At 41.4% G+C, this 22,601-nt stretch carries 20 protein-coding genes; 9 read left to right on the top strand and 11 right to left on the bottom strand.

Annotated features, from left to right (window positions below; genetic code table 11):
* Positions 1–10: 10 nt before the first annotated feature.
* Positions 11–2,122: a bifunctional arginine dihydrolase/ornithine cyclodeaminase gene (gene argZ, locus CYLST_RS13090; RefSeq protein WP_015208207.1), complete on the bottom strand. Its 2,112-nt coding sequence runs from the start codon at positions 2,120–2,122 to the stop codon at positions 11–13.
* A gap of 258 nt (positions 2,123–2,380) precedes the next feature.
* On the opposite strand from argZ, the gene CYLST_RS13085 reads away from it, so the two are divergent.
* Positions 2,381–2,806 (top strand): GNAT family N-acetyltransferase, encoded by a 426-nt coding sequence (locus CYLST_RS13085; RefSeq protein WP_015208206.1) that lies wholly within the window; start codon positions 2,381–2,383, stop codon positions 2,804–2,806.
* Positions 2,807–3,069: 263 nt separating this feature from the next.
* On the opposite strand, the gene CYLST_RS13080 is transcribed toward CYLST_RS13085, so the two are convergent.
* A complete protein-coding gene (locus CYLST_RS13080; protein WP_041233627.1) occupies positions 3,070–3,678 on the bottom strand; it encodes a DNA-3-methyladenine glycosylase family protein in 609 nt (202 codons plus the stop codon).
* Positions 3,679–4,017: 339 nt separating this feature from the next.
* Here CYLST_RS13080 and CYLST_RS13075 point away from each other — a divergent pair, with 339 nt between their 5' ends.
* From CYLST_RS13075 to CYLST_RS13060, 4 genes are all read left to right on the top strand, one after another.
* Positions 4,018–6,654: a CHAT domain-containing protein gene (locus CYLST_RS13075; protein ID WP_015208204.1), complete on the top strand. Its 2,637-nt coding sequence runs from the start codon at positions 4,018–4,020 to the stop codon at positions 6,652–6,654.
* Between the two features lie 155 nt (positions 6,655–6,809).
* A complete protein-coding gene (locus CYLST_RS13070; protein WP_015208203.1) occupies positions 6,810–7,172 on the top strand; it encodes a hypothetical protein in 363 nt (120 codons plus the stop codon).
* Between the two features lie 230 nt (positions 7,173–7,402).
* The gene (locus CYLST_RS13065; protein ID WP_015208202.1) at positions 7,403–8,896 is read left to right on the top strand and encodes a hypothetical protein; all 1,494 of its coding nucleotides are present in this window, start codon (positions 7,403–7,405) and stop codon (positions 8,894–8,896) included.
* Between the two features lie 198 nt (positions 8,897–9,094).
* Positions 9,095–9,403 (top strand): RNA recognition motif domain-containing protein, encoded by a 309-nt coding sequence (locus CYLST_RS13060; protein ID WP_015208201.1) that lies wholly within the window; start codon positions 9,095–9,097, stop codon positions 9,401–9,403.
* A 104-nt stretch (positions 9,404–9,507) separates the two neighbouring features.
* Here the strand turns inward: CYLST_RS13060 and CYLST_RS13055 are convergent, their stop codons facing one another.
* On the bottom strand, positions 9,508–10,542 hold the full coding sequence (locus CYLST_RS13055) for an NADP-dependent oxidoreductase (protein ID WP_015208200.1): 1,035 nt from the start codon (positions 10,540–10,542) through the stop codon (positions 9,508–9,510).
* A gap of 59 nt (positions 10,543–10,601) precedes the next feature.
* Positions 10,602–11,819 (bottom strand): TetR/AcrR family transcriptional regulator, encoded by a 1,218-nt coding sequence (locus CYLST_RS13050; protein ID WP_015208199.1) that lies wholly within the window; start codon positions 11,817–11,819, stop codon positions 10,602–10,604.
* 154 nt (positions 11,820–11,973) lie between these two features.
* Between CYLST_RS13050 and CYLST_RS13045 the strand changes: the two genes are divergently transcribed.
* On the top strand, positions 11,974–12,831 hold the full coding sequence (locus CYLST_RS13045; protein WP_015208198.1) for an acyl-CoA desaturase: 858 nt from the start codon (positions 11,974–11,976) through the stop codon (positions 12,829–12,831).
* Here the strand turns inward: CYLST_RS13045 and CYLST_RS13040 are convergent.
* Positions 12,799–13,323: a methylated-DNA--[protein]-cysteine S-methyltransferase gene (locus tag CYLST_RS13040; RefSeq protein WP_015208197.1), complete on the bottom strand. Its 525-nt coding sequence runs from the start codon at positions 13,321–13,323 to the stop codon at positions 12,799–12,801. The two genes, CYLST_RS13045 and CYLST_RS13040, sit on opposite strands and share 33 nt — an antisense overlap.
* Before the next feature lie 352 nt (positions 13,324–13,675).
* On the opposite strand from CYLST_RS13040, the gene CYLST_RS13035 reads away from it, so the two are divergent.
* Together CYLST_RS13035 and CYLST_RS13030 are read left to right on the top strand one after the other, a co-directional pair.
* The gene (locus CYLST_RS13035; protein WP_015208195.1) at positions 13,676–14,596 is read left to right on the top strand and encodes a ribonuclease D; all 921 of its coding nucleotides are present in this window, start codon (positions 13,676–13,678) and stop codon (positions 14,594–14,596) included.
* A gap of 365 nt (positions 14,597–14,961) precedes the next feature.
* A complete protein-coding gene (locus CYLST_RS13030) occupies positions 14,962–15,801 on the top strand; it encodes a tetratricopeptide repeat protein (protein ID WP_015208194.1) in 840 nt (279 codons plus the stop codon).
* A gap of 21 nt (positions 15,802–15,822) precedes the next feature.
* Here the strand turns inward: CYLST_RS13030 and CYLST_RS13025 are convergent, their stop codons facing one another.
* Both CYLST_RS13025 and CYLST_RS13020 read right to left on the bottom strand, forming a co-directional pair.
* A complete protein-coding gene (locus CYLST_RS13025) occupies positions 15,823–17,478 on the bottom strand; it encodes a sodium:solute symporter family protein (protein ID WP_015208193.1) in 1,656 nt (551 codons plus the stop codon).
* A gap of 9 nt (positions 17,479–17,487) precedes the next feature.
* A complete protein-coding gene (locus CYLST_RS13020; RefSeq protein WP_015208192.1) occupies positions 17,488–17,742 on the bottom strand; it encodes a DUF4212 domain-containing protein in 255 nt (84 codons plus the stop codon).
* A 161-nt stretch (positions 17,743–17,903) separates the two neighbouring features.
* Here CYLST_RS13020 and CYLST_RS34480 point away from each other — a divergent pair, with 161 nt between their 5' ends.
* The gene (locus tag CYLST_RS34480) at positions 17,904–18,194 is read left to right on the top strand and encodes a hypothetical protein (RefSeq protein WP_157162579.1); all 291 of its coding nucleotides are present in this window, start codon (positions 17,904–17,906) and stop codon (positions 18,192–18,194) included.
* A gap of 586 nt (positions 18,195–18,780) precedes the next feature.
* On the opposite strand, the gene CYLST_RS13010 is transcribed toward CYLST_RS34480, so the two are convergent.
* From CYLST_RS13010 to CYLST_RS12995, 4 genes are read right to left on the bottom strand one after another with little or no spacing between them, the layout of a single operon-like run.
* Positions 18,781–19,161: a response regulator gene (locus CYLST_RS13010; protein ID WP_015208190.1), complete on the bottom strand. Its 381-nt coding sequence runs from the start codon at positions 19,159–19,161 to the stop codon at positions 18,781–18,783.
* 26 nt (positions 19,162–19,187) lie between these two features.
* A complete protein-coding gene (locus tag CYLST_RS32290; RefSeq protein ID WP_015208189.1) occupies positions 19,188–21,758 on the bottom strand; it encodes a PAS domain S-box protein in 2,571 nt (856 codons plus the stop codon).
* Between the two features lie 4 nt (positions 21,759–21,762).
* The gene (locus tag CYLST_RS13000) at positions 21,763–22,125 is read right to left on the bottom strand and encodes a circadian clock KaiB family protein (protein ID WP_015208188.1); all 363 of its coding nucleotides are present in this window, start codon (positions 22,123–22,125) and stop codon (positions 21,763–21,765) included.
* Positions 22,126–22,145: 20 nt separating this feature from the next.
* Entirely contained in the window at positions 22,146–22,454 is a 309-nt protein-coding gene (locus CYLST_RS12995; RefSeq protein WP_015208187.1) for a circadian clock KaiB family protein, read from the bottom strand.
* Positions 22,455–22,601 lie beyond the last annotated feature (147 nt).

The following is a 22,601-nucleotide window of genomic DNA, read 5'->3' as shown; positions in this document are numbered from 1 at the left end:
GATACCTTTCTTAACCTACCTGAGTAATATAGGGACTTGTCAACTTATCCAACTGCTGAGTTAACAGACTGAGGAACAATCCCACATCTGTAACGACACCCACCGATTCTACCGAACCGCGATCGCTTAATTTGGTCACCACAGCCGGATTAATATCGACGCACACCATTCTCACACCCGCTGGAGTCATATTCCCCACGCCGATGGAGTGCAGCATACTAGACAGCATCAAAATCATTTCTGCACCTTCCAGCAGCTTGGCATATTCTTCCTGTGCTTGAATCAAGTTCATTTGGGTATCTGGCAAAGGGCCATCATCCCGAATCGAACCGGCAAGGGAGAAGGGGATATTATTTTTGACGCACTCATACATGACGCCACTTTTAATTACTCCTGCTTCCACAGCTTTAGCAATGCTGCCAAAACGACGGATGGTATTAATTACCTTCAGGTGATGACGGTGTCCACCACGAACGGCGATACCCCGCTTCATATCCATACCGAGGGAAGTACCCATGATATTTTGCTCGATGTCGTGGACAGCGATCGCATTTCCCCCCAAAAGCGCTTGCACATAACCTTCACGAATCAAGCGTGACAGGTGTTCGCCGCCGCCGGTGTGAATCACCACAGGCCCCGCTGTGACAACTACTTTACCGCCAGCATCGCGAATTTTGCGTAATTCCCAAGCCACTTGTTCAACCACCAGTTCCACGCGGCGTTCGCTGGAAACCCCCGACGACATAAAGCTGAATTCTTGGGCGTTACGGACTTCGCGGGATTCTGGTTTGCGGATGGTGCGGATACCCAATACATCGACAACAACGCGATCGCCAATTTCCAAGTCTCGTAATAGTTTACAGCGAGCTACAATCCCGTTGGCAGTTTGGGAAATAGCGATCGCACCATCCATCCGCTGATTTTCCACTTTCAGCCACTCACCATTTACCCGCACTTCTGTAGGATAAATTGTGCTGACATAGAAATCATCAGGCGCTACCCCCGCTTGAAGCACAGGCTCTAATTTAGTATCCCGCTCATCTTGGGGTAAGTCTACAGCACCCAAATCAATCAACCGCGAGATGATTTCTTCCATCACCTCATGGGATGGCGCTGAAACCTTTACCTCAGCCGCTGAAGTGCTTTGGCGCTGTTCTCCCAAGTTGAAATTCAGAACTTGGAAACTACCCCCAGCATCCACAATCAAATCTAAAGCGCGGTTAATTAAACCAGCATCGAGCAAATGTCCTTCCATGCGGATGATCCGGCTTTCTACCGACACATTGGCATGAACATCAACCTGTACTGGTTCCGTCACCCGCAAAGTTAAACACTTAGCCGCACCACCAGCTTTGAGAAATTCCGTTAGCGGCGTTTCAATCACTTGGAAACCCACCTGTGCAAGGCGTGTTTTCAAAGCATCACTCGCCTTGTTCATAATGACGATGTTTTCCACATTCACCGTATTACAGGCGAAGTGTACCGCATCAGCTTCTTCAATCGCAATCCGCTTTTCTGGTGCGACGCGCATTTCAATTAAGCGGTTGGAGTAAGAATCAAAAGCGCCAGGATAATAAAGTAAATAGCCGTTTGCTAAGGGACAAAAGCAAGTATCTAGGTGATAGAAGCGATCGTCTATCAGCCGCAACGACAGCACCTCAATATCCAACCATTTAGCCAGGTAGGGGTGAGAATCTAATTCTGAGCGGAAACCGTATCCCGCCCATAACCAGCGTCCTTCCCTGTCTAGGAGTGCGTCCCCAGCCCCTTCAAAAGGTAAATCTTTTGGCAGTTCATAAACTGTGTAACCATTTTCTTCAAACCATTTTTTGAAGAACGGTTCCTCTCCCTGACGTTCTTTGTGCAAAAAGCGACTGAGAACGACATTTTTTCCCAAAACTAAGCCAGCATTAGCGGTAAAAACTAAATCTGGCCAACCTTTTTCGGGTGGGACTAAGTCGACAATGGCGTGTTCTTTGAGGACATGGTTTAATTTCTGCCACTGTTCCACGGCGCGATCGCGCGATGACTTGTGAATATTTCCCTCCATCCAGGGATTAATCACATAGTCCACATCGTAGTGGTCAGGGGCACACATCAAAAAGCGAATCCGGGAAGTCATAAAAAATATTGCAAAGGTCTAGATGCTACAAGTCTATGCTTGGAGACAGAGTTTTGCCGCTCCAATTCTGTAAAATCTGCTACTACACGTCTACCTTTTGATAGTTGAAGGCTGTACAAATGCTTTGCTCTTAATTCTAAGATTAGCTGAGACTAAGAAAAAAGCAGCAGGAGATAAAGTGTCAAAGTGGCAATCGAAGCATGGGGCTAAAGCTACAAGTTCGTGCTATTCTAGCGCCGTTTGGTAATCATAATTTACATGAGTGAGCTAACAATTATAGTCGAAGATCATCCCTCCCCAGACACAATTCGGACTGTGATTAACAATTTGATTGAATACAACAATCTCAGTCAGGCGGAAAAGGACATATACCAGCCGCTGACTATCTTGTTACGAAACGATCACGGTGAAATAGTCGCTGGGTTACTTGGTAAAACACAATGGAGATGGTTGTTTATCTCTCACCTCTGGGTTGCTGAATCCTTGAGAAGGCAAGGATACGGAAGTAAAATAATGTTAAAAGCTGAAGAAGTGGCTAAACAACGCAATTGCTCTCATATCTACTTGGATACATTCAGCTTTCAAGCCCAGGGTTTTTATGAACGTCTGGGATATGAGATATTTGGCATTTTGCCAGACTTCCCTCCAGGACATCAACGGTATTTTTTCAAAAAAGATATTTAAATTTTAGACTTGTTGCAAAATCCTGTTTGATTATTTTAAACCACAGATATAGGACTTACTTCTTTTAGAAATTTATCCTAATTTTGGTTTTTTAAATAGTGTTTTGATGCGTCCCCTGACGCATTTTAGTAGGGTGCGTTCCCTAACGCACGCATTAAGATTTTAAATTTTATCTATAATCCAAGATTCCTAAAATTGATCATCCAGGTTTCTAATTATTTGGAAAAAGCAAGTTTGAAATCACATTAGTTGAGCCAGTTTTTTTAAAGTTCTGCACTTTGCCACAGATACCAAGATGCTACAGTGCAATAAGGTTTCCACTTTAGCCCAAAATGCTCTACAGTTTTCTTATCTGGCAATTCTGGCAGCGCATAGAGGCGGCGAATTCCCGAACGAACTCCCAAATCATCCACAGGTAACACATCAAGGCGATGTAGGCGAAAAATCAGCATCATTTGCACAGTCCAACGTCCAATTCCTTTGACTTGTGTCAGGGTTTGGATAATAGCTTCATCTTCCATTACCTCTAACTCTGCAAGACTTGGTAATCCATCAATTATTTTCTGAGACAAATCTTTGAGATAGACAATCTTGGGGCGGGAAATACCTACCCCGCGCAATATTGCATCTGGGGTATTGAGGATAGCTTCTGGAGTGGGAAAAGGTTGTTCAGCATAAAGTTCGAGAAATCGGCGATGAATTGCAGCGGCGGATTTACCAGAAAGTTGCTGATAGAGAATTGCTCTAGATAGAGAAAAAAATAAATCTCCAGTTGGCTGCACTTGGTCAAGTTTACAATCACCAACTTGCTCAATTACAGTTGCTAGAATCGGATCTTTTTTGAGTGCCGCAATAGCCAAAGAATAATCCATTGTTTTTATAGCTGCTAACAGTATTTTAATTAAATTTGCCCTCGCTTCCATTCCGATTACCCAAAAATCTTGAAAAACCTCACCCTGTCCTAACGGACATCCCTCTCCTTCGCAAGGAGAGGGACAGGTTTTGCGTAGCACAACCAGGGTGAGGTTTTGTATTTTTCAAACAACCTACTTTCTAGAGAAATAGGATTAAGGCGAAATTCTGGGAAAAACTTTATACCTACAGTGATAATAATATATGGAGGTCAGAAAACCTCGCCCTGAGTTGGAAAAAGCGAGTTTATGCCAGAAAACCGCTTTCTGGATAAATTTATAGCCAGATAATATCCCTCGATGCCTTATAACCCGCGCCTTAAGTTTTTAATCCAAATCTTAAAAGCCGTCGCCAAGAACGACACGCCGGCAAACATCTATCGTCGGCTGAAGGCGAAGCAACATCTATTAGATCAAGAATTTGCTCAAGTTTTGCAAAGCTGGGCTAGGGAACAGTTCGCTACAGTGGAGAGGGAAGCAGCGCTAGATATTGCCACCCATATTGGTAATTTCACTAATCGGATGTGTGAATTCCCCTTGGGCAACCGGGCGAATAATCTAGAAATTGCCATTGCCGGTTACGAGGCAGGACTGACTGTTTTTACCCCCACAGACTTTCCACAAGAATGGGCAACTACCCAAAACAATCTGGGAAATGTATACAGTAACCGGATACTTGGGGACAAGGCAGAGAATTTAGAACAAGCGATCGCATTTTACCAAGCAGCACTGCAAGTCGACACCCACACAGCCTTTCCCGAAAAATGGGCAATGACCCAAAACAATCTGGGAACTGCATACAGTCACCGGATATTTGGGGACAGGGCAGATAATTTAGAACAAGCGATCGCATTTTACAAAGCTGCATTGCAAGTCCACACCCGCAAAGACTTTCCCGATAAATGGGCAATGACCCAAAACAATCTGGGAACTGCATACACTGACCGGATACTTGGGGACAGGGCTGAGAATCAAGAAAATGCGATTGCATCTTGCCAAGCTGCATTGCAAATCCTCACCCAAAAAGACTTTCCCGAAAAATGGGCAATGACCCAAAACAATCTGGGAACTGCATACAGTCAGGCAGGGAATTTAGAACAAGCGATCGCATTTTACAAAACTGCATTGCAAGTCTACACCCGCAAAGCCTTTCCCGAAATGTGGGCAATGACCCAAAATAATCTGGGTGCTGCATACAGTGAGGTAGGGAATTTAGATCAGGCGATCGCATCTTACCAAGCAGCATTGCAAGTCCGCACCCGTACAGCCTTTCCCCAATACTGGACACAGACCCAAAACAATCTGGGTTTTGCATACAGTCAGGCAGGGAATTTAGAACAAGCCTACAACGCCTATAAATCTGCCATTGAAGGTGTAGAATTTTTGCGGCGGCAAATTGTTTCTGGTGATGAAAGTAAACAAAAACTAGCAGAAGAATGGAACGAACTTTATCGCCAGATGATAGATGTGTGTTTGCAACGGGGTGATTCCTCCGAAGCGTTGGCATATATTGAACGGAGTAAAACGCAGAATTTAGTTGAAGTAATAGTTAAGCGAATTCTCCAACAGGAACTGCAACCTCTAGAAAACGAAATTGCTGAAGAACTGCTACGCCTCAAAACTTCAGAAAACCTAGATCAAATCTACCTTAATCAACTCCAAGCAAAACGTGAGGAAATTCAAAAGCGTGAAGTTCCTTTATCTACCATCAGCTTCAGCGATATCCAAGCCTTAATAGATGATCACACCGCTATATTGCAATGGTACATTTTTGCTGATTGCTTCCGCGCCTTCATTATTACCCATCACCATCCAGAACCACAAGTTTGGTCATCTACACGGGAAGATTTAGATAATTTAGAAAAATGGAAAGCCGATTATCTCAACATCTACGAATCCAAAAACAGCACTTGGCGACAAAACCTAGCCGCAAAACTACAGCAGTTAGCAGAAATTCTCCACATTAACGAAATTTTCGCCCAATTCATCCCCTCCAACATCCAAGCGCTAATTATCGTCCCCCATCGCTACTTACATTTATTTCCCTTCCATGCTTTACCTATAAAAAGCAATGAACAATTCCTGATAGATAGATTCACCAAAGGCGTGAGATATGCCCCCAGTTGTCAGTTATTGCAACTTGCTAAAAATCAACCACAGCCTTCTGGAGAGTTGGGTAAAATGTTCGCCATTCAAGACCCCAATGATGACCTGTATTACACTAATATCGAAGTTGAAACCATTGCCCGTCACTTTGAACCAACACCAATAGTTTTGAAAAAAAGCCAAGCTACTAAAGACGCTTTATATCAACCTCCACATAATAATAGTTTGCAGTCTGCCCAGTGTTTACACTTTTCTTGTCACGGTTATTTTGACCTCGAATCACCTTTAAATTCTGCCCTAGCCCTAGCTAACTCTCGCGTTTCTTCTGTTCCCAATGCCGACAGCAGACGTTTTCGCCGCTTTACTAAAGATAGCGACTTCGACTTACAAAAATGTCTAACTTTAGGTGATATTTTTAATCTTAATCTCAGTCAATGTCGCCTTGTCACTCTCTCAGCTTGTCAAACCGGAGTAATTAACCACGAAAATACCAGTGATGAATACATTGGCTTACCTAGCGGTTTTCTGAAAGCAGGTAGTGCAGTTGTAATTAGTACCCTATGGTCAGTGGAAGATTTTTCTACTACTTTATTAATGATTCGCTTTTATGATAATTTAAACTCTCTACCCATCGTGAAAGCCTTACAAGAATCTCAGCTTTGGTTACGTAACTCCACCCAAACAGAATTAATTCAATGGACTAGCGAACACCCAAAAATTGAGCCAACATATAAGACAGAAATTCAGGAATTATTGGATTGGTATCGTCTAGATCCAAAACCATTTAATCAACCGATTCATTGGGCTGGTTTTTGTATAATTGGAGAATAAATTAAAACGAAAGTATCTATGATAAAAACAACAGCAGGTTTCATCTATTTGAACCACATCTCTCGTAGGGACACAGCATTGCTGTGTCCCTACCCATGTGTTACACCTTAAATAATAGTCAATTTGTTTAACTACTCAAATGGAATGTCTTAATCATGGAAACTAATACAATCATCGAATCTTTTCTACGGGTTCTTGAAAATAATGATTATTCGTTGAAAGCAGAAACTATTGCTGATTTATCTGATATTGATCAAACTCTGTCAAATTTACAAAATCAACCCATGCAATTAGCCGCTGCGGAAATCAAAGAATGGTGTATAAAACATCCAGAATTTAGAGATGCAGTCCTCTCAAATATAAGAGAAATTAAGACAGCAGGTTCAGGTGAATCAGCTAGTACAGAAACTACCCTCTTCAATTCTTATCCCCGCACAAAATCAGCAATTGAAAATCGTCAAAATCCTCCAAATCCACCTGCTGATAGTACAACTAATAATTCCAGCAATAATTCTTAGAGGATGTTTTAAAAGTTATAAAATTTACAAAAAGACCTCTCTCCTTGCAGGAGAGAGGCTTTGAAACTCCTATTACATCTAACAAAAGTTATTCTGCTTCCTTCTCCTATTAGTAGAAGTCGGGAAGGGATGATCTAGATACGATTTGATACTTGACAAAAGTCCTCTTAAATTATACAGATGGATTAACCATATTTAATGCACTATAAAAAATAAATCAGGTACAGTCAATGAGTTTTAAACTTTACGCGCCAAATGTACATTTATTTGCCTTTCATCTGCAAGAAGATGAACATGGTAATGATACAGATTGGCTTTGGCAAAACTGTGATCAGATTATCGCTAAGGTTCTCCAGCAACGATTTCAGCTTAAACATGATTGGCTGGATGTAACGCAAAAAAAAGATTCTTATCGCATCGCTTTAACTAAACCTGAGAAAGTCAAAAATAATAACTTTCTAGTTTCCCTGAAGGGGGATGTAAATTTCAATAGCCAACCTATCGCAGTTACAGGTATAGTTTACCCTCTCCGGCTATTTGATAGTTACGGTTTGTGGTTGAATTTGCGTCGTCCTCAAGAAGAAAATGGTCAAAAAACTGAAGATGTAGAAATAGAGTTTTTACAGCAGCTAAATCCAGATAATTGCTTATTTTTAACAGATACAGACGAATTTCTGGGGGAAACTCTTTTAATTACAGCCTTCCTGACTGATGAAGATAAAAATAAGAGTGCGGCAGAATTAAGACTTTTAGCTGATGCTTGTTTAACAGCTTTTTTACCTGCTGATTCTCTACCACCTTTTAATCGTTCTGCATCGCTAATTGGTAGTCAGATTTTTGAATATGGTTTGAGCAATTTATCTAATTATCGCCATATTTTAGTTTGGCTATTTGCTAATACCGATGCTGAGGATAAATTAATTGATAAATATTATACTCAATTGATTGAGCTATTTTTCTTTAGAAATAAAGTCATCAGTGCTTTTAAAGATAGTAGAAAAATTTATCAAAAATTAAAAGAGTGTTATGCCAAAATAGAAGTAGAAATTCAAATATTACAAAATTTAGGAAATGACCCTAGATTAAGTAATGATGATTTAGATAAATTACAAATAAAAATCAAGAGCTTGCCTCAACTAGCATTAGATCATGAGAATTTGCTGCGGTATTTAGTAGATTTTCAAAATACAATATATATCAACGGACAGAATTATAAAAATAAGCTGGAAGAAATACAGAGTTTATTACCTGATGAAAACCTCGAATTTTTAGAATATTTTTATCAGAAAAATTACCCTTATTTTCAAGAACAGATAAAGGTTGATTTAGGTTATTTCCAAAATGGTTCTAGCTTGCTCGATAAGGCGATCGCATCGATTCGCGGTATTGTGGAGATTGAGCGATCGCGTTTAGCCCGTGACCAAGCAGAACTTGCTGAAACAGATCGGACTGCCCGTGAGCAAGCAGCAGCACTGGTAAGAACCGCCAAAGAGAAGGCTGATCAGCAACTACAAAATTCCATTACATCTATTGGTACAGGAATCGCTGCTGGTTCATTTATCGCCTCCAGTTCTGGATTAATCACCACACCTTGGCGAATTCCTGGGGATAAAGATGCTAGCAACTATCCCCATCCCTTCATTATCTCCTTAGTGTTAAGTACTGTGATTGGTCTTGCCGTTTGGTTGCTTTGTAAAACTTGGCTGCCAGAAAAGAACAAGTAAATTGCCAACATAAAGTTATGTAACATTTTTCAAATTTCCCCCCCAATCGTTCATTTCTATGCCATCATGGTAGTTGAGAAGTAATTCGGCGACAGTGTTTGTTTTTAGTATTGACAGGCTTTTCCCTTTTGGTATGGTATATACAGACTTTTCTCCGAAATCTAAATCTCTACACTCTTATGATTTTGGAGACAATTTATGTCAATTTACGTAGGCAACCTCTCTTATGAAGTTACCCAAGACACTCTGAGCGCAGTTTTTGCAGAATATGGTTCTGTAAAACGCGTTCAACTTCCTACTGACCGTGAATCAGGTCAGCTACGCGGTTTTGGTTTTGTAGAAATGGGTACAGAAGCTGAAGAAACAGCTGCCATTGAAGCGCTTGACGGCGCTGAGTGGATGGGACGTGACCTTAAAGTGAATAAGGCTAAACCCAGAGAAGACAGAGGTTCCTTTGGTGGTGGTAATCGTGGCGGCGGCGGCGGTGGTAACCGTAACCGCTACTAAGCGAAATAGGATCAACCTATTTAGTTAACTCGTAAGTTATTAGTAACTTAATTGGAGTTAGCAGAGGCTCAGGCAGTAATGCTTGAGCCTTTTTAAGGCCCAAATTAACTTGGTTCTTCGGAAACTTTTACAACCAGTTTTCCATTCTTGTCGCCATTGAAAAGCTTGAGGATTGCCTGTGGCGCATTTTCTAAGCCCTCAACCATTTCTAGAGTATATTTAATTTTCCCCTCTTGTAGCCACTGTCCTATTTCCCTGAAAGCAACACCCGATTGCGCTAAATAATCGGTGACAATAAACCCCTGCACGCGCAAACGCTTCATCAAAATCTGGCTGTAATTATAGGGGCCAGGAACAGGCTCTTGAGCATTATAAGTTGATATCAAACCGCACAGGGGAATGCGTGCAAATAGATTTACCTGTGTCAGCACGGCATCAAGAATCGGCCCGCCAACGTTATCAAAATAGACATCAATGCCATCGGGACATGATTGAGCTAATGCTGTTACAAGGTCAGCAGTTTGATAGTTAATTGCGGCATCAAAACCTAGTTCTTCGCGCAGCCAGCGACATTTTTCGTCGGAACCGGTGATCCCCACTACACGACAGCCTTTAATTTTGGCAATTTGCCCAACAAGGGAACCAACTGCACCGGCGGCGGCGGAGACAACTACAGTTTCGCCTGCTTTCGGCTGTCCGATGTCTAATAGTCCAAAATAGGCGGTGCAACCGATAATAAAACTGAGGGGTCCCAAGAATGCCGTCAGGGGAGCAGGTATTGGCTGGGGTAGTTTTGTTAGGGGAAGGAGTTTTTGAGAGGAGACTAGAGCATAATCTTGCCAACCCAGCAGACCAGAGACCAGATCCCCTGGTTGAAAGTTGGGATTTTTAGATTCTTCGACTACACCGATAGCTACACCACGCATCACTTCTCCAAGTTCTACAGGAGGCATATACTGGGGGCTATCGGTCATCCAAATGCGATTGGTAGGATCTAAAGAAAGATATATATTGCGGACTAATACCCCACCGTCTTCAGGGCTGCTAATTGGTTCTTCTCGGTACTCAAAATCACTTTCTTTGATGGCACCAACTGGACGTGTAGCCAGCCGCCACTGGCGATTTATCGATTTTTTCATAGATTTTTAGTTGAAAATTTGAACTCAGCACCATTGCTGATCATTGTGCCATATAACTTCTATCCTAATTTCTGATCTAAACGGGTAGCTTGCTCTAGGGCGGCTTTTTCTCTAGCTCTCCGGGCATAGGGCTGTAATTTAGTGCGATCGCAACCGGTGAGAATCGTCAGATTATCTAAGCTAATGCCGCGCATCAACATTTCTACACACCAAGTATGTTGTGCTTGGGCTAAAGCAGGTGGTTTTCCTTGGGGAGTCAATGTTCTCTCAGTCCATGCTTGCCAATGTCCCAGAAGCTCTAATTCCGAAATGGGTTTGCCTGCGGCGTTAATAAACATCGCAGGTTGAGGATCTTTGCGACTTTTGTGCCATTTGCTTAAGGGATTATTTGTGTAGGAGCCATAGCGTTTGCCTAAAATCCACTGATTTACGGGTACCTGACGGATGCTTCCTGGAGTTGTAATTTGTAGGAAATACCCTTTGGTGTCGTAGATTTGGTGAGATCGCTGCAAGCTAACTATTTCTATGGGAGATAATCCTGTGCTAAATAACACGTAAGCCAAGGCATAATCTTGAATTCCCATTTTTCTGGCTTGGTGTAAAATTTCATGAACTAAACCAGCAGGCAAATCAGCCACTTCCCTGTTGATGGAGCTTTCTAAGGTTGATTCCCCTAGGGGTGACATGGCTCCATGTAAAAATAACTCCACTAAATTTTCGAGAAAATCATCCCTACCCTCCCACAATTCGTGAAATTCACTTGTAAATTCGATCACGGCATATCCTAAGATCATTCCATTGAGCAAACTGGCTAATTTCTCAGCGGGTAAATAAGTATTTAAATGTCCCTGCTCAATAACGGTGGCTAAATACTGGGCTACATAGCGGTTCGCCTCTGTTAACCCCCTGCCTAAGGCACGGCGATTTTCCATCGGATACTGGTCTGCTTCTCCCACCACAGACCGAACAAACTCAGGCACTCGTTCTAATGCTAGTAGACTGTCACTTGCATAATCTTTCAGTGCTTGATAGACATTACCAGGCGGAGTTGCCCGCTGTACCAGTGACTCGCCTAAATTCTTAAAAGCTGCGGATTCTTCCAATACCGCTAACAGCAGTCCATGCTTATTGCCAAAATGTCGAAATAGTGTAACTTCATTGACTTCGGCTTTGATGGCAATTTGACGGGTAGTGGTGGCAATCACTCCTTGGGCAGTAAACAACTCAAGTGCCGCTTGAATCAGGCGTTGACGAGTTGAACTCGGTTGAGATGACATATAATAATGCAAGCGTCACTTGCATAAAAAGAGGAGAATTGATAGCATAGCAAATGTAAGTTAGACTTGCTTTGCTTTACTTTAACGAAATCCTTTGTCAGGTTGCACCAGACAAACAACCGATCACTTAAATAACCCATCCACAAGAATTTTTATGCCCGCAAAATTTCTGGCGATCGCCCCTGAGGGAGGCCAAGCACTACGCCTCAGTTGGACGAATGTGGCATTTTTTGCCGCAGTTCATGCTTTAGCTCTCTTGGCCCCTTGGTTTTTCTCCTGGTCGGCACTAGGTTTGCTGCTATTTCTCCACTGGTTGTTTGGGAGTATCGGCATTTGCCTGGGGTATCATCGATTGTTAAGCCATCGGAGTTTCCAAGTGCCCAAAGGGTTAGAATATGCGATCGCCTTCATTGGAGCACTTGCACTTCAAGGAGGCCCCATTTCCTGGGTTGGCGCACATCGCCAGCATCACGCCCACACTGAAGATATTCACCTCGACCCCTACTCGGCTCAACGAGGCTTTTGGTGGAGCCATATTCTGTGGATTTTATATCCTCGTCCAGAGTTTTTTGATTACCAAATTTATCAAAAATTCGCGCCAGACCTCGCACGCCAACCATTTTACCGCTGGTTAGATCGCTACTTTTTGCTGCTACAAGTTCCCCTTGCCGTGCTGCTGTATGCTTTAGGCGGCTGGTCTTTTGTGATTTACGGGATGTTTGTCAGGACAGTATTGATTTGGCATTCCACTTGGTTTGTGAATTCTGCATCTCACATCTGGGGCTATCGCACCTTTGAAAGCAACGACGGTGCGCGTAATCTGTGGTGGGTATCCCTGGTAACTTATGGAGAAGGATGGCACAACAACCATCATACTTATCCCCACATGGCAAAATCAGGATTGCGCTGGTGGGAAATTGATGTTACTTGGTGGAGTATTAAAGCCTTGCAGACTCTAGGTTTAGCCAAAAAGGTGATTTCATCTCCCCCTCAAGGTGCAGGTCAAGGTTGACACGCCCTCATGGTGAAGTAACCAACGTTTCCGCTCTAAACCCCCCGCGTATCCTGTAAGTGCAGCGTTTGCACCAATTACCCGATGACAGGGAAGGACGAGGGCGACCGGATTGAGTGAATTTGCCAAGCCGACAGCACGATAAGCAGTCGGCTTACCAATTTTCGCTGCTAGCTCACTGTAGGAAATTGTTTTTCCCCAAGGAATAGTTCGCAGTGTTAGCCACACCTGCTGCTGAAAGGCAGTACCCCCAGTATTTACAGGAATATCATCTAAACTTTGAACATCACCTTTGAGATAAGCCCGAATCCGGCTACTAAAACCCTGCGGGTCTTTGACATCAAGGAGCGAGAAGTTGCCATAGCGCCGCTCTATAAGTTTGATCATTCTTAGCTCATAGTCGGCAAAGTCAACAGCGCAGAGTTTCTCACCATCCGCAACAATCAAAATTGTCCCAATTTCCGAATTGATTTTGTCAATTAGCAATTGCACAATCTGGGATCAACTCAAATAAAGTTAAAATAGTAGCAAACTATATCATATTTTTATATATTCCCAAAAAACATAATTTTTGTCAAGTAAAAATGAGGAAGTTACTCAAATCTTTTGTTCCTGGTTCGTGCCACCTACCAAATGCGCCTGAGCAAACTTGAAAGAAACCGTTTACGCCAACAATAGGAAAAATCATCCCTAAGTATGAGTTTCTTGGCAGATTGGCAGGATATTTTCGAGAAAATCATCATAATGATTGGGCAGTACTTGCCAGTAAAATCAAGCAACAAAATGTTAACTTGGGAAACTATGACTTACTTACCCTTAACCAAATCTTGGGAAATATTAGCCAATGCCTTATCTGACTACCGCCAGCGAAATTCATTGCCTGACCGATGAATATAGCAAATCTAAAACATTGTGGATAGATACAGAAGTGGCTGACTATAAAAGTCGTAAGCCCAAACTCTCACTGATTCAGATATTGGATAATCCTCAAGATATGAGTGGCGATTGTGTTTATCTTTTGGATGTATTGGATCAGCCTGATGTTATAGATAACTTTATTGAGCAAATCATGGTAAATTCAGCCATTGAAAAGGTATTCCACAACGCCAGTTTTGATCTAAAGTTTCTGGGAAATAAGCAGGCTAAAAATATTACCTGTACTTTAGAAATGGCCAAAAAAATTCCTTATTATCTCTTGCCATTACCTAACTATCAACTTAAGACTCTCGCTACAGAACTTTGTAAATTTAACAATATAGATAAACAAGAGCAAACGAGTGATTGGGGCAAACGACCATTAACTGAAGAACAGATAGAATATGCATACTTAGATTGTATTTATCTGGCTCAAGTACACTGGCATTTATTAAAATTACAGGCTGAAAATATCACTGACCCCACCACAGAAGACTTAACATCTCTTGGTGCTAAATATTCGCAACTAGAGCAGCAGCGAAAGCTAGTGACTTCAGAGTGTGAGCATCTGCAAGAGCGAATTAAAAAAGCTATGCAGGTGCAAAATGTCTCGGAAACTGCCTATTGTCAGTTGAATAGTTATGAGCGTAAAACTGTAAAAGTTACGTTTGGAGAATTAGTAAGGCTAGTCCAAACTCAAGGTATTGATTTGGATTTTTCCATCACACTGACCGAGAAACTCCAAAAGGATTTAGGGCAAAATCTAGAACAACTAGCTGTAGATATTGACAAAACAACTGCTTGGCGACTGACTTCCAAAGCTCAGGAAACTGATGTTGAGCAGGGGTAAATTAGTTATCTGAAGGTGAATGCTAGAAATTATCGGGTTATGGTGAAGCAGAAAATTTAGTCAGGAGAAGAGAAAATATATTTTTTGTCAAAAGTATCATCAAAAACATGACTAGCAGTATCAAACAGGTGATTATCAGACAACGGCTGAAGCATAAAGGTTGAAAAATGAAAGGTTTTATACTTCATGATTAACTTTGCCGAATATATCCTTTAAAAAACCGTTAATTGCACCAATAAAATATCAGGAAATATTGTCAATTGACTGTAAACCTCAGCCAAAAGTTAGAATTATTTTGGAGTTAAATAATTAACTAGATTTTGGTACTAAATTCCTCTAGGTATAATGGCGGTTTATAGAAACTTATGAGATGGCGGTTATTTACACACAAAGGTCAAAGGGTAGGCAGAGTATTTACTATAGCTTTGTTTGCCGCTTTGACCGGAATGACAATTGTTTCTTGTAGTAGCAACAAGGATGTATTGGTAACAGAAGTAGGAGTCAGTCCTCCAAATCGTCGGACAGCGAAAACAACTAAAGCTGGGGACTTTTATATTCAGGGACAAAATCAGCACGCCAGAGGCAATTCTCAAGCGGCGATCGCTGCCTATAGCAAAGCAATTAGTCTGAATCCCAGATATGCCCCGGCTTTCAGGAGTCGGGGACTGGCGTATTTTGATATCGGCAACAAAGAGGGCGCGATCGCCGATTATAGTCAAGCGCTGCGCCTCAATCCCAATGATGCCGAGGCTTTCAACAACCGGGGGAACGCCCGTGCATCGTTGGGAGACAACAAAACGGCGATCGCCGATTATAACGAAGCAATTCGCTTGGCTCCCAACTACGCCGAAGCTTTCAATAACCGGGGGAACGCCCGTGCTACCCAAGGAGACAAAAACGGGGCCCTAGATGATTACAACCAAGCCATTCTCCTCGACCCGAAATATACCATTGCTTACAATAACCGGGGAAATGCCCGCGCTGCTAAGGGAGATCCCCAAGGTGCGATCGCCGATTACAATGAAGCCGTTCGCCTCAATCCCAACTTTGGACCTGCCTACAATAACCGAGGAAATGCCCGCGCCGCCAATAAAGATAAAATGGGGGCGCTGCAAGACTTACAACGGGCCGCTGCGATCTTTCAAAAAGAAGGTAACGATGACTTGTATCAACAAGTGATGAAAAACATTCAAGAAATGAGGTAGTCAGCAATTTTCACAATTCGTCTATTCTTCAATATTCGGGCTGCGGAGGTCTTCTACTAGCGCTTGAATTTCTGCGCTTGGGGGTGGTGTGAGGCGAGAAACCACCAAGGCAACTATGAAGTTAAAGATCATCCCCAAAGTGCCAATTCCTTCCGCTGAAACTCCAAAAAACCAGGGTTGCATACCCCCGAATTTGACTCCAATAATGTAGATGATTGTAAAAATCAAACCGGTCAACATCCCAGCGATCGCCCCGGATGCATTGGTACGCTTGTCAAAAATCCCCAGAAATATCACCGGGAAAAAGCTAGCAGCAGCTAAACCGAAGGCAAAAGCCACCACCTCACTCACAAATCCCGGCGGATTCACCCCAAAATATCCGGCGAGGACGAGGGAAAAACCAACCATAACGCGCCCAACAAACACTCGTTTCTCTTCCGAGGCGGTGGAATCTATGATCCGGTAGTAGACATCATGGGCGATGGAACTGGAAATTACCAGCAACAGTCCTGATGCAGTAGACAAAGCCGCAGCCAACCCCCCAGCAGCCACTAAGGCAATTACCCAAGGTGGGAGTTTTGCCACTTCTGGGGTGGAAAGGACAATGATATCTCGGTCAATATTAATTTCGTTGGTGTCTTTATTGGGGGTTAATTGCAAACGCCCATCTTGATTTTTGTCCTCAAAACTTAGCAGTTTGGTTTTTTCCCACTTGTTCGCCCAGTCTAGCTGCTGCACTTCTGCAACCGTGTGGTTATGCAGAGAATCAATTAAGTTATAGCGGGCAAACATCGCCAGGGCGGGGGCTGTGGTATAAAGAATGGCAATAAACAACAGCGCCCAACCAGCAGAAAAACGAGCAGCACGCACATTTTTAACCGTATAAAACCGGACGATGATATGAGGTAAACCAGCAGTACCTACCATCAGGGCGAGAGTGGTGAACAGCACATCTAACATCGACCTATTGACAAATGCCTCAGTATACTGTTTAAACCCCAGATCAACCTGGATTTGATTGAGCTTGTCAGCCACATCACTAAAGGTAAATGCTAATTGGGGGATAGGATTACCCGTTAACAGCCAAGCGATCGCGATCGCCGGAATCAGATAAGCAAAAATCAATACGCAGTATTGCGCCACTTGCGTCCAAGTGATGCCTTTCATCCCCCCCAACACAGAAAAAAAGCCGACGATCACCATGCCGAGGATCACACCTGTATTGATATCGACTTGGAGAAAACGACTGAAGACAATACCCACACCCCGCATTTGTCCAGCAACGTAGGTGAGGGAGATAAAAATGGCTGCAACTACCGCCACCAAACGCGCCAGGTTAGAATCGTAGCGATCGCCTACAAAATCCGGCACCGTGTACTTACCAAATTTTCGCAGATAGGGAGCCAGCAACAATGCTAGCAGCACATAGCCACCAGTCCAGCCCATCAGATAAATAGAACCGTCATAACCCAAAAAAGAAATCGATCCCGCCATTGAAATAAAAGACGCTGCGGACATCCAGTCAGCAGCGGTAGCAGCACCGTTAGCAATTGATGGTATCCCCTGACCTGCTACAAAAAAGTCTTTCGTATTTTCAACTCTTGATTGCCAACCAATATAAATGTAGATTAGAAAAGAAAGTCCAACCAACAAAATAGTCCAAATTTCAACTGACACAGTTTTTCCTCACTTCCTGATATTGTATTTGCGGTCTAGCTTGTCCATTTGGAACGCATAAATGAAAATCAATGCCACAAATATCAGGATTGATCCTTGCTGCGCCATCCAAAAACCAAAAGGTACGCCAAAAAAACGGATCGCATTCAACGGCTGAACCAACAAAATACTAAAAACGAGGGAAACCAGCGCCCAGACAATTAAAAGATTACGAATTAAAGCAGTATTAGCACGCCAATAAGCACGGCGCTCAAGTTCATCCATCGTTGTTTACCCTAAGTGCAACAAAAATAATATCAATAAGCCGATATTTTAATAGCGAATTCTTATGTTATTTTTTATTTCTTTATTAGAGGATGTTTTAAAAGTCTTGGGCGAATATAATAGAGCCTCCGGCACCCGCAGGGTACGCTACTACACTGGCATTGTCCACCGACCTTAACGAAAAATCAACATTTTTAACCCGCGCAGGCGGGTTTTGTCTGTCTAGCCAAGCCACTGCGTTGGGGAGACAGCGCCGTGGTGAGGCAGTCCGATCTTGGGGGTCTCCCCCAGGAGGAACTGCCGAAAGGGTTTCCCGACTTGAGGCGACTGTCGTCGGCTCCGCCGACTTGTTCGCGCAGCGTCTCCCCTTGGGAGAAGCAAGTGGTGCGCGACTTCTAGTCGCCAGGGCTAGTAATAAATTAGACTTTACAAACATCCTCTTAGATATATAAAATTTTTAACCGTAAGAGGTCATTTATAAAGTAAACATACAACAACAGTAAGGTGTATTAGGCGCATATTACGAGCTAATTCATTTTTATATATAAAAAAAGTACTTTAACTAAAGCTTTTTCCGCAAACACCAATGAGAATTTACGGGAAAATAAAATGTAGCTTATTTAACCGTTATTATTAACAAAGTTAAAATTTTATTAATCCAAATATTCCCTATTAATTGTCAATACCATAATATCCCTCTTCCATCAAACAGGGAATTACAAAAATAATTTCCTAATTTTGAAATCCAGATTTGATAAAGGTTTGAACATTTTATTACTAACAAAATATGGTGAACATTTTGAAACGTTAATAAATCGCTCAAACCCCTGTTAAATAAAGGCTTCAAATTTTGCGTTGCCTAGAGTCATGGAAGAGGGATATAGTAGTTTACGCAACTTTATTTGAGAAATATACCAAAAAATTTGGTTTTAACTAATTTTAACGACTTCTAACTAGTTTTAACTAGTTTATGCTTTCAGCCGGAACTTTAGTTCACGGCTGTTGGCAATTAGTACAATAGCAGTTTTCAGATTTTACTCAAACTTCCCAACCAAATAGATTAGCTACTTGATACACAAGATTCATTGGCTCAAAAGGCTTGTCTAGCACACCCAAAATCCCTAACTGCGAAAATTGCGCTCTGTCTTCAGGCTGGAGTTTTGCTGTCAAAAAAATCACTGGAATATATTGGGTCGCAAAATTTGCTTGTAATTTTTGAAATGTTTCAATTCCACTCATTTGTGGCATAGAAACATCCAAAAGTATACCATCTGGATTTTGAGCCTCAGCCAATTGCAATCCTTCCTGGCCTGAACTAGCAAGTAAAACTTCCCATCCGGCAATGTCTTCTAAGCAACCCTGAATCACAGCTTGAATTGCATTTTCATCGTCAACGACCAGCACTCGTTTCGTAGACATAACTTAAAAAAGTTCCTAATTTTTGATCACGTATTTAGTGCGAGGGGCAATGTAAAGAAAAATGTACTACCTTGACCTAATCTGCTCTCTGCCCAAATGTATCCCCCATGTTGCCGTATAATTTTCTGGCAAATGGCGAGTCCCAGACCTGTACCACTTTTTTCCCGCGCATTGGAAGCATCGACTTGTTGAAACCAACCAAATATACTCTCTAATTTATCTGCGGGAATTCCCTGTCCTTCATCTTGTACCTGAAACAGGATATAAGGTGGTGTGAGGAAGTTAAAAATAGAACGATTGGCAAGATGGGAAAATATTTGTGCTTGAGTTTCTTTTGTCTCAATTAATTTATTACTGACAGAAATAGTGGTATGAGGTTCAGAAAACTTAATCGCATTGCTCAACAGATTTGTCAAAGTTTGAATAATGGCATCAGAATTAGCCCAAACTTCTACAGAGAGAGGTTTAACATTAAGATTGATGTGCTGTTTTTGGGCGATCGCTTGCATAGTATCCGCCGAATCTATAATTAACTTAGCCGCATCGCAGCGTTGTTTCACCAGCTTCATCTCGCCAGACTCTAATTTTTCTAGACAAAGAATATCATTAACTAACCGTACCAAACGCTCTGTTTGAGAGGCAGCAATATTCAGCATCTGGCTACGCTTGTCTGGCTTTTTGTCATAGACTTTACCCGCTAATAATCCCAAAGAACCATGTATTGCTGTTAATGGAGTTCGCAATTCATGACTGACAATGGAGATAAAATCCCTTTTTACTTGCTCAACCGCACGAATTTTTGTCACATCTTCTACAGTACCAATGTAACCACTCAAGTTCGTCTTCTCCATCAACATAGGAGCAAGTATAATTCGCGCATAGCGAGTTTTACCATCTTTGTGAAGATAGCGAATCTCGTGATCAAAAGTTTCTGGTATATCTTTGAAAACCCTCAACCATTGATTTAACAACTTCTCTTTATTATCCGCATTAATCAGTGCTAACCAACTTTGTCCCATCACTTCTGCCATCGTCAACCCAAAAATTTGTAGAAAACAGGGATTAGCATAAGTACATATCCCCTGTTGATCAATCACAAACAAACCTATGGGTAAACATTCACTTAGTGAGCGAAACTTAGTTTCACTTGCCTGTAGTGCTGCTTCTTTTTGCTTTCGGGACGTAATATCATTATTAATTTCTAGAATTTTTATAGGTCTACCTAGATCGTCTTTTTGTAACACCCAACGACTGAATACAGTTATAGAAATGCCATTTTTATCAGTATGAATTAACTCGCCTTCCCAATATCCTAGATTGAGTAATTGAGCTTGAATTTCTGCAAATGGCTGCGGAAATTGGGTTTGCAACAGTATGTGAGATACCTGTCCTACAGCTTCAGATTTTTTCCAGCCATACATCTGCTCTCCTCCTTTGTTCCAAAAGGTAATCACCATGTTTAAATCTAGCGTCAATATCGTATCGTGGGCTAAATCTAAAAGTTTTGATTGTTCCAAAAGAATTTGTTTCTTTTGTTTTACATCATCTAGGGTCAGACGTAGCTGTTTATTCAGTTCAGAGAGTTCAGCAGTCCGTTCTGCAACACGCATTTCTAATTCCACTTTAGCTAGGTGCAGTTCCGCTTCTTGGCGTTTGCGCTCTGTAATATCTGTAAGATTAATAATTGCTCCAATAATTTCTCCCATTGAGTTTAACAAGGGACAGGCATTCAATAGTAAATCAACCCGCTCGCCATTAGAACGTTGAAAGTAAACTTCTACTCCTTTATAATGCTGTCCCTGTAAAACTCTACTAATAGAAAAGCAATTTTCTATTAAAAAATTTTCTGTGACAATATTTTGGTCAGATTGAGTTTCTTGGGGTTTTATATGTATATCTAATTTAGAGTAATATAATGATAATATCTGGTCGAAGTCTTGAAAAAGATAATTTTCACAACATAGAGTTTTAAAAACTTGGCTAGCACGAATAATTATACCTTTTTGGTTACAAACCACTACAGACTCACCCACTTGTTCTAAAATGGATCTAGCAAATTTTTCAGAAGCGATAATTTCTTGATTTTGTCTGTTTTCTGTTAAATCAGTAATAATAATACAATTAATATAATGATTATCTACATTAAACTTATTAGCAGCCAGATAAACAGGTATTTCCTGTTCATTAATATTGACCAGTGATAATTCACCTATTGCTGTTAATTCTTGCTCTTGTTTTTTCCTTAAAGATTGAAATATATTAATATCTCGCTCTAAAATAAATTCTTGAAACCGAGAGCTAATAATCTTCTCTAAAGGATGTTTGAGTAAGTTAGCAAATGCTTGATTGGCGTATAAAATCCATCCATCTGATGTGATAATAACTGCTCCCTCACACATCTGCTCAACAAGCAAACGATAGGTATAATCTGCACTTTGCAGCGTAAATATCTTCTCACCTTCTGGAGTAGAAATAACAAAAGCATCAACTGTCCCTTGATGAATAGCTTGTAATGTATCTTCAGCGATAACTAGCCTTTCTCGCAGTACTTGATTTTCTTTCCACAGTTCTTCTGTTGAATAATTGAATAGAGTCATTTTTTTAATTTCCCTTGCTATCTGACACAATATTTAAACCTAAAAGCACTTTGGGTGTATTGGATAAATCACCAATCAATTTTTTGATGGGAAGAGGTAATTCTTTCACTAATGTCGGAACAGCCACTAAATTGTCTACAATAATTAATCCCGGTTGTTGATAAATATCAATTACTTCCAGACTATACTGTCTGGGTAAATATTCTTCACAGATATTCTTAATATTTTTTAAAGCAGCAAGAGAATGAAAATTAGCACCAGCCACATAAAGGCGTAAACAAAAAACTGGATTTTCTGCCTTTGTCATTAGCTTTTTAAATTCAGAACTCACATCTTCAGGATTGTCTTGTTCATTTTCATTATTCATCTACTTTTACCTCTAATTTATTAGTAATTAACAGGCTTGATTTCTAAACCCAACAACACTTTCTCTTGATTTGATAGATCCCCTATTATTTGCCTGATAGGAACAGGTAGCTGTCGGATTAAAGTAGGAATAGCAAAGATTTGATTTTCTCGGGCCAGATGAGGTTGTAGAAGTAGATCAACTACTTCAATTTGATATTTGCCGTGAAGATTTTGCTCACATATTTTTGTTAAATTGGCAAATGCTGTCACCGATTTAGGTGTTTGTCCAGCAACATAAAGCCGTAATTTCCAGAAAACTAATTCCTCTGAGTGATTAAGTTCTTCCACAACACAATCTCCTAAAATTTGCTAAAACTAATAGAGCAATCCTAAATAATTAAAGGTTTGTAGTAAGCGGCTCTCAGCCCTACTTTGTAAAGAGAAAGGGGGCATAGCTGCGCTTACTGCGTAGCGTCGATCACAGGAGATAGAGAG

Source organism: Cylindrospermum stagnale PCC 7417 (assembly GCF_000317535.1).
Classification (GTDB): domain Bacteria; phylum Cyanobacteriota; class Cyanobacteriia; order Cyanobacteriales; family Nostocaceae; genus Cylindrospermum; species Cylindrospermum stagnale.
Note: the sequence above shows the minus strand (reverse complement) of the source record. Positions and strands in the feature narration are given on the sequence as shown.